This is a genomic window from Lentzea sp. NPDC051838 (genome assembly GCF_040681245.1).
Lineage (GTDB): Bacteria > Actinomycetota > Actinomycetes > Mycobacteriales > Pseudonocardiaceae > Lentzea.
Genome location: NZ_JBFAYI010000004.1, coordinates 324,077 through 337,349 on the forward strand (window position 1 = coordinate 324,077; position 13,273 = coordinate 337,349).

At 68.4% G+C, this 13,273-nt stretch carries 10 protein-coding genes; 5 read left to right on the top strand and 5 right to left on the bottom strand.

Annotated features, from left to right (window positions below; translation table 11 throughout):
• Positions 1 to 33: 33 nt before the first annotated feature.
• From AB0M24_RS12745 to AB0M24_RS12765, 5 genes are all read right to left on the bottom strand, one after another.
• Complete coding sequence (locus AB0M24_RS12745; protein WP_363765194.1) at positions 34 to 870, bottom strand: expansin EXLX1 family cellulose-binding protein; 837 nt, start codon at positions 868 to 870, stop codon at positions 34 to 36.
• A complete protein-coding gene (yjfF, locus tag AB0M24_RS12750) occupies positions 867 to 1,829 on the bottom strand; it encodes a galactofuranose ABC transporter, permease protein YjfF (protein ID WP_363765197.1) in 963 nt (320 codons plus the stop codon). Before yjfF ends, AB0M24_RS12745 begins: the two co-directional genes overlap by 4 nt.
• A complete protein-coding gene (locus AB0M24_RS12755; protein WP_363765200.1) occupies positions 1,826 to 2,806 on the bottom strand; it encodes an ABC transporter permease in 981 nt (326 codons plus the stop codon). The genes yjfF and AB0M24_RS12755 overlap by 4 nt, the downstream gene beginning before the upstream one ends.
• Positions 2,803 to 4,332, bottom strand: a complete 1,530-nt coding sequence (locus AB0M24_RS12760) for a sugar ABC transporter ATP-binding protein (protein WP_363765203.1) — start codon at positions 4,330 to 4,332, stop codon at positions 2,803 to 2,805. Before AB0M24_RS12760 ends, AB0M24_RS12755 begins: the two co-directional genes overlap by 4 nt.
• A 132-nt stretch (positions 4,333 to 4,464) precedes the next feature.
• Complete coding sequence (locus AB0M24_RS12765) at positions 4,465 to 5,430, bottom strand: ABC transporter substrate-binding protein (protein WP_363765206.1); 966 nt, start codon at positions 5,428 to 5,430, stop codon at positions 4,465 to 4,467.
• A gap of 163 nt (positions 5,431 to 5,593) precedes the next feature.
• On the opposite strand from AB0M24_RS12765, the gene AB0M24_RS12770 reads away from it, so the two are divergent.
• The 5 genes from AB0M24_RS12770 (at position 5,594) to AB0M24_RS12790 (ending at position 13,261) form a co-directional block, all read left to right on the top strand.
• Entirely contained in the window at positions 5,594 to 8,056 is a 2,463-nt protein-coding gene (locus AB0M24_RS12770) for an alpha-L-arabinofuranosidase C-terminal domain-containing protein (protein WP_363765209.1), read from the top strand.
• Positions 8,053 to 9,477, top strand: a complete 1,425-nt coding sequence (locus AB0M24_RS12775) for a family 43 glycosylhydrolase (protein WP_363765212.1) — start codon at positions 8,053 to 8,055, stop codon at positions 9,475 to 9,477. The genes AB0M24_RS12770 and AB0M24_RS12775 overlap by 4 nt, the downstream gene beginning before the upstream one ends.
• Before the next feature lie 83 nt (positions 9,478 to 9,560).
• The gene (locus AB0M24_RS12780; RefSeq protein WP_363765215.1) at positions 9,561 to 10,574 is read left to right on the top strand and encodes a LacI family DNA-binding transcriptional regulator; all 1,014 of its coding nucleotides are present in this window, start codon (positions 9,561 to 9,563) and stop codon (positions 10,572 to 10,574) included.
• Positions 10,575 to 10,934: 360 nt separating this feature from the next.
• Positions 10,935 to 12,608 carry a ribulokinase gene (gene araB, locus AB0M24_RS12785; RefSeq protein ID WP_363765736.1) on the top strand — a complete coding sequence of 558 codons (1,674 nt, stop codon included), beginning with the start codon at positions 10,935 to 10,937 and terminating at the stop codon, positions 12,606 to 12,608.
• Complete coding sequence (locus AB0M24_RS12790) at positions 12,608 to 13,261, top strand: L-ribulose-5-phosphate 4-epimerase (protein ID WP_363765218.1); 654 nt, start codon at positions 12,608 to 12,610, stop codon at positions 13,259 to 13,261. The genes araB and AB0M24_RS12790 overlap by 1 nt, the downstream gene beginning before the upstream one ends.
• Positions 13,262 to 13,273: the final 12 nt, after the last annotated feature.

Consider the following 13,273-nt stretch of genomic DNA (forward strand, 5'->3'; position numbering starts at 1 on the left):
CACGATCAACGTCCAGCGCGCCGCGGCCATTCCTCAGCGCTGGGCGAACTGCAGGGTCGTCGGCTGGACGACATCGGCCTTGACCTGCAGCGCGGGCACTTCCAGGCGTTCGCCGTAGATGTCGGTGATCGTGATCGGCTTGCCGCAGCCCGCGCCGTCCTCGGAGAGGAAGTAGTTGTAGTCGGCGCGCTTGAGCTGCCGCCCCTGGACCTCGAGCCGTGCCACGGGGTTGCGGTGGTCGATGACCTGGATCCCGCACCAGTACTGGCTGGAGCCGGACTTGTAGCGGATCGAGATGGTCTTCGACAACGCGGGACTCACCAGCGTCCAGGTGATCGGGATCTCGCCCTGGACCGGCGGCGCCAGCTGGGCGAACGCCTCCGCGCTGAGGTCCAGCTGCCCGACCCGGCACGGCGCCGGGCACAGGTTGGTGATGCGCACCGTCAGCGACTTGCCGCCTGCCTGCACCAGCACGTAGGCACCGCAGGCGGCGGAGTCCTCGTAGTCCGACCAGTTCATCGCGGCGGTCAGCGGGTCCGGGCTGCGGTCGTACGAGCACGCGCCGCTGCCGTCGGAGTCGTAGAACGTCGCGACCCCGCGGTGGGGCTCGCCGGGTTTGATCTTCCCGGCGAGCGAGGTGGCGGCCGGCGGCTTCGTGGTCGCCGGCGTGGTCGTGGTGGTCGCGGGGATCGACGACGTGGTGGTCGGCACCGACGTGGCCTCGCCCAGGCTGACCGGCGGGGGAGTGCTCGCCCCGGTCGCGGCCACGGGCGTGCCCGCGATGCCCGGCTGGTCGCGCCACTGGACGAGGCCGACGACCGCCAGCAGCACCGCGGCCACGACGAGTGCAAGGGGCCGGAAGCGTCTCACCGGCGCACCATAGTCCGCTGCACCGCGATGAACACCAGCAGCAGTGCGCCGATCACGATTTTCGTCCACCACGAGCTGAGCGTGCCCTGGAACGAGATCAGGGTCTGGATCGTGCCCAGCACCAGCACACCCACCAGCCCGCCGAGCACGTAGCCGACGCCGCCCGCCAGCAAGGTTCCGCCGATGACGACGGCCGCGATGGCGTCGAGCTCCATGCCGACGGCGTGCAGGCCGTAGCCGGACAGCATGTAGAGGCTGAACAGCAGGCCGGCCAGCGCCGAGCAGAAGCCGCTGATGACGTAGACGCCGACCTTGGCCCGTGCGGTCGGCAGTCCCATCAGCAACGCGGACGACTCGTTGCCGCCGACCGCGTAGACCGTGCGGCCGAACCGGGTGCGGTGCAGCACGTACAGCGCGGCGCCGACCACCAGCAGCGCGATCACGACGTTGTAGGTGAGCGTGACGCCGCCGGGCAGCTCGATGACCGCGGTGGCGATGTCGCGGAACGTGGGGTCCTTGATGGACACCGACTCCACGCTGATCAGGAAGCACAGGCCGCGGGCGAGGAACATGCCCGCGAGCGTCACGATGAACGGCTGGATGTCGAACTTGTGGATCACCAGGCCCATCAGCAGACCCAGGGTCGAGCCGATCAGCAGCACCGCCAGCACGACCAGCGGCACCGGCCAGCCCGCGCGCAGGCCGACCGCGGTGACCATGGTGGACAGTGCGACGACCGAGCCGACGGACAGGTCGATGCCGCCGCTGAGGATCACGAACGTCATGCCGGCGGCGAGCACGATCAGGAACGCGTTGTCGATGAACAGGTTCGCGACCACCTGCCCGGACGCGAAACCGTCGTAGGCGACCGAGCCCGCGCCGAACGTGAGCACGAACAGCACCGCGGTCGCGAGCACCGGCAGGAACCGGGACGGCACCCTCGTGGTGAGAGTGGTCATGTCGTGGCCACCTTCCGGAAGCTGAGCGCCGCGCGTGCCTTGGGCGCCTGGACGAGGCAGACGGTGATGACGACGACGGCCTTGAACACCAGCGTGACCTCGGGTGCCACGCCGATCGTGTAGACGGTCGTGGTGAGCGTCTGGATGATCAGCGCGCCGAGCAGCGTGCCGGTGAGCGAGTACCGCCCGCCCGCCAACGACGTTCCGCCGATGACGACGGCCAGGATCGCGTCCATCTCGATCCACAGGCCGGCGTTGTTGGCGTCGGCCGCGCTGACGTTGGAGCTGATCATCAGGCCCGCGATGCCCGCGCACACCGCGGCGAACACGTAGACGGTCCAGATGATCGTCCGCGAACGGACGCCGGCGAGCCGCGAGGCCTCCGGGTTCACACCGACGGCCTCGATCAGCATGCCCAGAGCGGTCTTCCTGGTGACGAGTGCGACCAGGCCGAGAATCGCCAGGCTGATCAGGATCGAGATCGGCAGGACGAGGAACCCGGCGCCGACCTCGCGGTACGGGTCGTTGTTGACGGTGATGATCTGGCCCTCGGTGACCAGCATGGCGATGCCGCGGCCCGCGGTCATCAGCACCAGGGTGGCGATGATGGGCTGAATGCCCAGACCTGCCACCAGGAAACCGTTCCACAGCCCCAGAAGCGCGCAGAACACGAGCGCGATCGCCATGCCCGCGAACGCCGTGCCCGCGTCGCCGGACGTTCCGATGTGGACGCACGTGACCGCGCCCGCGATGGCCGCGACCGCCCCGACGGACAGGTCGATGCCGCGGGTGGCGATGACGAGCGTCATGCCGAGCGCGATGAGCAGGGTCGGCGCGCCGTTCTTGAGGACGTCGACCAAGCCGCCGTAGAGGTGGCCGTCCTGGATGCGCAACGAGAAGAACGACGGCGTGACGACGAGGTTGAGCAACAGCAACGCGACCAGCGCGAGAAGTGGCCACAGCAAGCGGTTCTTCACGACGCCACCTCCTCGGACAGGTGCTCGCCCGCGATCAGCTCGACGACCTCGTCGATGCTGGAGCCGCCGGGCAGTTCGGCGATCTTGTGCCGGTCGCGCAACACCACGATCCGGTCGGCGATGCGCACGACCTCCTCCATCTCCGCCGAGATGAACAGCACCGCGGTGCCTTCGGCGGCCAGCGAGGTGACGAGCTGCTGGATCTGGGCCTTCGCGCCGATGTCGATGCCGCGCGTCGGCTCGTCCAGGATCAGCAGCCGCGGTTCGGTGACGAGCCAGCGCGCCAGCAGCACCTTCTGCTGGTTGCCGCCGGACAACGTGCGCACCAGCGCGTCCGGGTTCGCGGGCCGGATGTCCAGCGCCGTCAGGTACTTCTCGACGAGCTGGTCCTTGACCTTGCGCGGCACCGGACGGCTCCACCCGCGGGCGGCCTGCATCGCGAGCACGAGGTTGTCGCGGATGCTGAGGTCCGCGACCAGTCCCTCGCCCTTGCGGTCCTCCGAGCAGAACGCGATCCCGGCCGCGATCGCGGAACGAGGCCCGCGCAGGTGCAGCGGTGCGCTGTCCACGAGCAGCCGGCCCTCGGTCGCCTTGTCCGCGCCGAACAGCAGCCGCGCCAGTTCCGTGCGGCCGGAGCCGAGGAGCCCGGCCAAGCCGACCACCTCGCCCGCGCTGATGTCGAGGTCGAACGGCGCGATGGCGCCACGCCGACCCAAACCCTCCGCACGCACCAGCACCGGGCCGGACACGCTGCGACGTTCGCTGGCGTCCTCGATCGCTTCCAGCGCACCGAGCTCGCGGCCGATCATCGCCGCGATGAGGCCGCGCCGGTCGAGGTCCTTCGTGAGGTGCTCGCCGACGAGAGTTCCGTTGCGCAGCACCGTCATCCGGTCGGCGATCTCGTAGACCTGGTCGAGGAAGTGCGACACGAACAGGATCGCCACGCCCTCGTCGCGCAGCACCCGCATGATCCGGAACAGCTCCGCGACCTCCCCGGCGTCCAAACTGGACGTCGGTTCGTCGAGCACGAGCACCCGGCAGTCGATCGCGATGGCACGGGCGATCGCGACCAGCTGCTGCACCGCGATCGGATGCGCCGCGAGGCTCGAGGCGGGGTCGATGTGCACACCGATGCGCGCGAGGATCTCGGCCGCTCGCTTGCGCATGGCCGGGAAGTCGATGCCGCCGAACCGGCGAGGTTCGCGGCCCAGCAGGATGTTCTCCGCGACCGTGAGGTTCGCGCAGAGGTTGACCTCCTGGTACACCGTGCTGATGCCGGCGTGCTGAGCCTCGCCGGGGGAGCCGAACGCGACGTCGGCGCCGGCCAGCACGACCTGCCCGCCGTCGGGGCGGTGCACTCCGGTCAGCGTCTTGATCAGCGTGGACTTACCGGCGCCGTTCTCGCCCATCAGAGCGTGCACTTCGCCGGGGAACAGCCGGAAGTCGACGTCCTGCAACGCCTTCACGCCGGGAAACGCGAGGCTGATGCCTCGCATCTCGACGACGGGCGGCGGTGACTCGGTCATGGCGGCAGCCTTCGTAGCCGGGGCCGCGGGACCCGTCACCGGATGCGCAGTCGGTGACGGGCCCCGCGGGTCTGTGGGGTGCGGGACCCGTCACCACTTGGGCGAGATGACGGGCCCCGCAGTCTTGGTGGGTCAGTACTGGCGGGTGGGCAGTGCGGCCTTGGCCTGCTCCTGCGTGAACGTGCCCTCCACGGTGACGACCCGCGCCGGCACCTCCTCGCCCTTGACGACCTTCTTGGCGAGCTCCATCAACTGCTTGCCCAGCAACGGGTTGCACTCGACGATGTAGTTGATCTCGCCGTTCGCGAGCGCCGTCATGCCGTCCTTCACCGCGTCGACGGTGATGATCTTGATGTCCTTGCCGGGCACCTTGCCGGCGGCCTTGATCGCCTCGATCGCGCCCAGGCCCATGTCGTCGTTGTGCGCGTACACCACGTCGATCTTCGGCTGGGACTTCAGGAACGCCTCCATGACCTGCTTGCCGCCGGAGCGGGTGAAGTCACCGGTCTGCGAGGCGACGATCTTGATGTCCGGCTTCGCGGCGATCTTCTCCTCGAAGCCCTTCTTGCGGTCGATCGCGGGTGCCGCGCCGGTGGTGCCCTGCAGCTCGACGACGTTCGTCGGGCCGGTGGCGTTGGCGACCATCCAGTCACCGGCCTTGCGGCCCTCCTCGACGAAGTCCGAGCCGAGGAACGTCTTGTACAGCGACGTGTCGTCCGAGTCGATCGCGCGGTCGGTGAGGATCACCGGGATGTTGGCGCGCTTGGCCTCCAGCAGGACGGTGTCCCAGCCGGTCTCGACGACCGGGCTGAACGCGATCACCTGGACCTTCTGCTGGATGTAGGACCGGATCGCCTTGATCTGGTTCTCCTGCTTCTGCTGCGCGTCGGAGAACTTCAGGTCGATCCCGGCGGCCTTGGCCTCCTCCTGGACCGACTTGGTGTTCGCGGTGCGCCAGCCGCTCTCGGCGCCCACCTGGGCGAAGCCCATCGTGATGGTGTCGCTGGACGAGCCGGTGCCGCCACCGCTTCCCGAACCGCACGCTGTGAGCGCGCTCAGCAGGACCACGCTGGCGACTGTCGTGATCTTCTTCAGCACTGGGATTCCTCCGGTGTGACGACGGTGTCGCGGAGCTCGACCGCGTGTCCGCGGTGTGTCAGGTGGCAAGAGTGAGCGTTCACAACTGCTGCGTCAAGCCCTTGCTTGTAACGAGTTCGCAGCCCTATGTTAACGCTCACTTAGGAGCTGGGGAGGTACTCCCGTGTCCCGCAAGCACGTGCTGCTGTGCGCCGCGCTCGCGTCGAGTCTGCTGGTCGCTGTTCCTGGTTCCGGAGCGGCCGCGGAGACCGACTACACGATCAAGGTCGACGCCACGAAGAAGGGCGCTTCGATCGACGACACCATGTACGGGGTGTTCTTCGAGGACATCAACCGGGCGGCCGACGGCGGCCTGTACGCCGAACTGGTGCAGAACCGCTCGTTCGAGTACGACAAGGCGGACAACGCCTCCTACACGAGCTTCACCTCGTGGGCACCGCAGAGCGGCGCCGTGGACGTGGCCGACGACAGCGGCCGGATGAACGAGCGCAACCGCCGTTACCTGAAGCTCGGACTGCCCGCCGGTGTCATCAACTCCGGCTACAACTCGGGCATCGCCGTGCAGGAGGGCCAGCGCTACGACTTCTCCGTCTGGGCGCGCACGGACCAGCCGGCGCAGCTCACCGCCGCGATCACCGATCCCGCCGGAACACCGCTCGGCGACCAGGTGAAGGTCGAGGTTCGTGGTGGCTGGGCCCGGTACGCCGGCACGATCCGCGCTCGGAAGTCGACGACCACCGGCCGGTTGCTGGTCACCGCCGCCGGTAGCGGGACGCTGAGCCTCGACATGGTGTCGCTGATGCCCCGCGACACGTTCAAGGGTCACGGGTTGCGCCGCGACCTCGCCGAGAAGATCGCCGCGCTGAAGCCCGGTTTCGTGCGGTTCCCCGGCGGCTGCCTGGTCAACACCGGCAGCCACTACGGCTACGACGCGCCGGGGTACGAGCGCCGCCGTTCGTACCAGTGGAAGGACACGATCGGCCCGGTCGAGCAGCGCGCCACGAACTGGAACTTCTGGGGCTACAACCAGTCCTACGGGCTCGGCTACTACGAGTACTTCCAGTTCGCCGAGGACGTCGGCGCGATGCCGCTGCCCGTCGTTCCCGCGCTGGTCACCGGCTGCGGCCAGAACCGCGCCACGAACGACCCGGCGTTGCTGCAGCGGCACGTCCAGGACACGCTCGACCTGATCGAGTTCGCCAACGGGCCCGCCGACTCGGTGTGGGGACGCAAGCGCGCGGAGATGGGGCACCCCAAGCCGTTCAAGCTCACGCACCTCTCCGTCGGCAACGAGGAGAACCTGCCGGACGAGTTCTTCGCCCGGTTCACCGAGTTCCGCAAGGCGATCAACGCCAGGTACCCGGACATCACGGTGATCAGCAACTCCGGTCCCGACGACACCGGTGGCACGTTCGACCGGTTGTGGCAGCTCAACAAGCAGGCCGGCGTGAAGATGGTCGACGAGCACTACTACAACAGCCCGTCGTGGTTCCTGGAGAACAACAACCGTTACGACTCCTACGACCGCAACGGCCCGAAGGTGTTTCTCGGCGAGTACGCCTCGCTGGACAACAAGTACTTCAACGCTTTGAGTGAAGCCGCGTACATGACCGGCCTGGAACGCAACGCCGACGTCGTGAAGCTCGCCTCGTACGCGCCGCTGCTGTCCAATGAGGACTACGTGCAGTGGAAGCCGGACATGATCTGGTTCAACAACCACGCGTCGTGGGGCTCGGCGAGCTACGAGGTCCAGAAGCTGTTCATGAACAACGTCGGTGACCAGGTCGTGCCGAGCACCGCCTCCGCGACGTCGTCCACGCCCATCACCGGCGCGATCGGCCTCTCCACCTGGGCGACCGCTGCTTCCTACGACGACGTGAGCGTCACTTCCGCCGCAGGGCAGACGTTGTTCAGCGACGACTTCTCCGGCACCGACGCGAAGTGGGCGAAGTCAGGTCGTGGTGCGTGGAACGTGGTGAACGGCGCCTACGTCCAGTCCGACGCGGCCGCCGAGGACACGCTCGTCACGGCTGGTTCGCGGGACTGGAGCGACTACACACTGCAGGTGAAGGCCACCAAACAGTCCGGGCGCGAGGGTTTCCTGGTCGCGTTCGGCGTGCAGGACACCGGCAACTACTACTGGTGGAACCTCGGCGGCTGGAACAACACGCAGTCCGCCGTGGAGAAGGCCTCCGGTGGTGCCAAGAACACCGTGCTCACCAACGGCACTCGGATCGAGACCGGCCGGGTGTACGACGTGCGGGTCGAGGTGCGCGGACGGCACGTGGCGCTGTTCCTCGACGGTCAGAAGTGGGGCGAGTTCACCGATCAGGTCGCCGAGCCGTTCCGTCAGGTCGTGACTCGTGATCTCGCGACCGGTGAGCTGATCGTCAAGGTCGTCAACGCCCAGGACAACGCCGCCCGCACGTCGATCGACCTGGGCATGCCGGTGGCGTCGACCGCTCGGGTCACCGTGCTGCAGGGGCGTCCGGACGACGTGAACACCGAGTTCGCCCAGCCGATCAAACCGCGCACGACGCAGATGAGCGTGCGCAAGTCGTTCAGTCACACGTTCCCGCCGAACTCCGTCACGGTCTTCCGCGTCAAGGACAGGAGCCGCAAGTGATCGACCGCAGATCCCTGCTGCTGGGCGCCGGTGGTGCCCTCGCCGTCGGCACGTTCACCGCTTCGTCCGCTGTGTCCGCCGCCGAACCCGTCGCCGACCTGCCGACCCGCAGCCCGCTGGTCGAGCAGCGCGCCGACCCGTTCATCACGCCGCCGACCGACGGCATGTACTACCTGACCGGTTCGGTGCCGGAGTACGACCGGATCGTGGTTCGCGGAGCGTCCACTCTGGACGGTCTGTCGGCGGCGAGGGAACGGACGATCTGGCGTCGTCCCGCGTCGGGGCGCATGGGTGGCTACATCTGGGCGCCGGAGCTGCACCGGATCGACGGCAAGTGGTACGTCTACTTCGCCGCGGGGGACAAGGACGAGCCGTTCCGCATCCGCACCTATGTCTTGGAGTCCTCGGCGGCGGATCCGCGGGAGAGCGGCTGGGTGCTGCGCGGGCAGATCGTCACGCACCTGGACACGTTCACCCTGGACGCGACGACGTTCGCGCATCGCGGGAAGCGGTACTTCCTGTGGGCGCAGAACGATCCGGCGGTCGGGTCCGGCACCAACCTCTACATCGCCGAGATGGCGTCCCCGCTGGCGTTGAAGACCGCGCCGGTGCGGATCGCGACGCCGACGTTGGCGTGGGAGGTGCAGGGGTTCCGGGTGAACGAGGGGCCGGCGGTGCTGATCCGCAACGGCCGGGTGTTCGTGACGTTCTCCGCCAGCGCGACCGACGCCCGCTACTGCATGGGCCTGCTCACCGCCGATGAGAACGCGAACCTGCTCGACGCGCGGTCGTGGACCAAGTCGCCGCAGCCGGTGTTCTCCACCTGTGTGCCGACCTCGCAGTACGGGCCGGGGCACAACTCGTTCACGACGGTCGGAGACCAGGACGTGCTGGTCTACCACGCGCGGGACTACCGGGACATCAACGGCGACCCGCTGTTCGACCCGAACCGGCACACGCGCGTGCAACGGCTTGGTTGGAACGACGACGGGACGCCTTCGTTCGGCGTTCCGGTCGGTCGTGGTGGACCTGTTGTGCGGCTGTCCACGACGGATGGGCTGTTCGTGCGGCATTACGAGTACCGGTTGCGGGTCGACGGCAACGTGCGGGAACTGGCGGACTCGCAGTTCCGGTTCGTACCGGGATTTCTCGGTTCCGGCACGGTTTCGTTGCAGTCGGTGAACTTTCCGGACCGGTACGTGCGGGTGGACGGCGAAGTGCGGATCGACCCGTTCGAGGACTCGGATGCCTTCGGACGTGCGGCTTCGTTCCGCCGGGTGCCCGGGCTGGCCGATGGTGGGGCGATTTCGTTGAATGTTGGAGCAAATTCCTATCTCATCCACGACCGGGGCAGACTGGTGACCGGTGAACCGGGAAATGACCGCGACGCGCGCCGACGTGCGACGTTCCGGCTCAAATAGCGGTCACAATGGGCTCGCAGTACCAAGGCCGAAGGGTGTTATCGCTAACATCATCGGTCTAGACCAAGGATCGGAGACCGTTCGTGGACCAGAAGACCACGCGTGACCCCGCGATGACCGATGTCGCCCGACTCGCCGGGGTGTCCCACCAGACGGTCTCGCGCGTGCTCAACGACCACCCGAACGTCCGCGAGCAGACCCGCCTGCGCGTGCGGGCCGCCATCAAGGAACTGGGCTACCGGCCGAACCGGGCGGCGCGCGCACTGGTCACCGGCAGGACGCAGCTGATCGGCGTGGTGGCGCAGAACTCGACGCTCTACGGCCCGGCCTCCCTGCTGTCCGCCTTCGAGGAGGCGGCGGGCGAGGCCGGCTTCGCGGTCAGCGTAGGCCGGGTGAAGGAACTAGACCGCGAGTCGATCGCCGCGGCGGTCGAACGCCACCGCGACCAGCGCGTAGCGGGCATCGTGGTGATAGCGCCGAACTCGTCGGCCGCCGACGCACTGGCGGACGTGCCCGCCGGAGTGCCGCTGGTGACGGTGGACGGCGACCCTTCGCGGCCCACGCCTCTCGTGACAGTCGATCAGGCGGCGGGCGCGTTCGACGCCACCTCGCACCTGCTTGAGGCGGGCCACCAGACGGTGTGGCACGTGTCCGGCCCCGCCGACTGGTTCGACGCGGCGGGCCGAGTCGAAGGCTGGCGCAAGGCGCTGGAGGCTGTCGGTGCCGAGGTGCCGCCGGTGGTGACGGCGGACTGGAGCGCGGCCTCCGGGTACCGGGCGGGGCAGATGCTCTCCCGGATGCCCGAGGTGACGGCCGTGTTCTGCTCCAACGACCACCTCGCCCTCGGCTTGTTGCGGGCGCTGAGCGAGCGCGGCCGGCGGGTGCCGCACGACGTGAGCGTCGTGGGGTTCGACGACGTGCCCGAGGCGGCGTACTTCATCCCGCCGCTCACCACCGTGCGGCCGGATTTCGGGGCGGTGGCGCGGGAGACGCTCGGGTTGCTGCTGGAGCAGGTCAGCGACGGGGAGAGTGCTCGGCCGCGGCGGACGGTGGCGCCGATGCTGGTGTCGCGGGACAGCGTGGCGCCGCCCGCGTGAGCGGCGCGGCCTGACCTGGCGGTGGTGTCGGCGTGACAGTCCGGCTTCGCCCGCGTGAGGGGTGGGGCCTGACCTGCCGGTGCTGTCGCGCGACGGTCCGGCCCCGCCTGCGTGAGGGGTGCCGCCCCTGACCCGCCGGTGATCTCACGCGACAGTCCAGCCCCGCGCCACCCCTGGGCGCCAGCGAAACGTCGCAGGCTCGCAAACGCTGCCCGCGCCACACCCCGGCGCGGGTGATTTGTCGTGCGTTCACGTTCGTTCACGTTCAGTGATGTCCCTTGCGCTAACTGAGGAATCACGATGTATTGGGCACATCTTGACTCCCACAATGTTAGCGATAACACTCAGCTCGTGACTGACATGACGATCGACCGCGACGCGTGTGTGGTGGGTGTCGACTTCGGCACGCTGTCCGGCCGCGCCGTGGTCGTGCGCGTGCGCGATGGTGCGGAGTTGGGCACCGCTGTGCACGAGTACCGCCACGGTGTGGTGGACCAGGTTCTGCCCAGTACCGGCGTGCCGCTGCGGCCGGAGTGGGCGCTGCAGGTCCCGGCCGACTACCTCGACGTCCTGCGGGCCGCCGTCCCGCAGGCAGTCGAGGCGGCCGGGATCTCGCCCTCCCAGGTCATCGGGATCGGCACGGACTTCACCGCCTGCACCATGGTTCCGGTCACCGCGGACGGCACGCCGTTGTGCGATCTGCCCGAGTTCGCGGACAACCCGCACGCCTACGTGAAGCTCTGGCGCCACCACGCCGCCCAGCCGCAGGCCGACCGGATCAACGAGCTCGCGCATCGCCGCAAGGAGTCGTGGATCGCGCGCTACGGCGGGCTCATCTCCTCGGAGTGGGAGTTCGCCAAGGGGCTGCAGGTGCTGGAGGAAGCGCCCGAGGTCTACGAAGCGATGGACCACTGGGTCGAGGCCGCGGACTGGATCATCTGGCAGCTCACCGGCACCTACACGCGCAACGCCTGCACGGCCGGGTACAAGGGCATCCACCAGGACGGGCAGTATCCGAGCGACAACTTCCTCGCCGAGCTCAACCCCGGGTTCGAGAACTTCGTCAACGACAAGCTCGACCACCCGTTGTCCGCACTGGGCGACAAGGCGGGCACGCTGACCCCCGAAGCCGCTGAGTGGACAGGACTCCAGGAGGGCATCGCGGTCGCGGTGGGCAACGTCGACGCCCACGTCACCGCACCGGCCGCGCAGGCCGTCGAGCCAGGTCAGATGGTCGCGATCATGGGCACCTCGACCTGCCACGTGATGAGCGGGTCCGTGCTGCGCGAGGTGCCGGGCATGTGCGGCGTCGTCGACGGCGGCATCGTGCCGGGGCTGTGGGGGTACGAGGCCGGGCAGAGCGGTGTCGGCGACATCTTCGCGTGGTTCGTCAACAACCAGGTGCCGCCCGCGTACCACGAGCAAGCGGAACAAAAGGGCGTCACGGTTCACGAGCTGCTCACCGAACTTGCGGCCACACAACGAGTAGGCGAGCACGGGCTCATCGCGCTGGACTGGCACAGCGGCAACAGGTCCGTCCTGGTCGACCACGAGCTGTCGGGGGTCGTGGTCGGCCAGACGCTCGCCACGAAGGCAGAGGACGTGTACCGCGCTCTGCTGGAGGCCACGGCTTTCGGCACGAGGGTCATCATCGACACCTTCACCGACGCGGGCGTGCCGGTGACCGAGCTGGTGATCGCCGGCGGCCTGGTGAAGAACGAGCTGCTGATGCAGATCTACGCGGACGTCGTGAACCTGCCGCTGTCGGTGATCGGGTCGCAGCAAGGACCCGCGCTGGGTTCCGCGATGCACGCCGCGGTGGCCGCGGGCGCGTTCGAGGACATCCGCAAGGCGGCACAGGCGATGGGTTCGGTGCGCCGCAACGTCTTCACGCCCATCGCCGAGAACGTCGAGGCGTACGAGCGGTTGTTCGTCGACTACCTGGAACTGCACGACTACTTCGGTCGCGGTGCCAACGATGTCATGCACCGCCTGCGCGGGTACCGCCGCGCCGCGCTGGAGGGGAAGAGCTGATGTCCGCCACGGCAGAGCTGCGCCGCACGGTCGCCGAGCTGCACCGCGAGCTGACGAAGTACGAGCTGGTCATCTGGACCGCGGGCAACGTCTCCGCGCGGGTGCCCGGCCACGAGCTGATGGTCATCAAGCCGTCCGGGGTGTCGTACGACGAGCTCGGGCCCGAGGCGATGGTGGTGACCGACCTGCACGGCAACCTCGTCGAAGGTGAGTACGCGCCGTCGTCGGACACGGCCGCTCATGCCTACGTGTACCGGCACATGCCTGAGGTGAACGGTGTTGTGCACACGCATTCTCCTTACGCCACAGCGTGGGCGGCGCGCGGTGAACCGATCCCGTGCGTGCTGACGATGATCGCGGACGAGTTCGGCGGGGAGATCCCGGTCGGGCCGTTCGCGTTGATCGGTGACGACTCGATCGGCCAGGGCATCGTGGAGACGCTGAAGAGCAGCAGGTCGAAAGCCGTCCTGATGCGCAACCACGGCCCGTTCACGGTCGGTCCGTCCGCCAAGGCCGCGGTGAAGTCCGCCGTGATGCTCGAGGACGTCGCCCGCACCGTCCACTTCGCACTCCAGCTCGGCAAGGCCTCCGCCATCGACCAGCACGACGTCGACCGGCTTTACGAGCGCTACCAGAACGTCTACGGCCAGTGAGCCCAGAAGGAG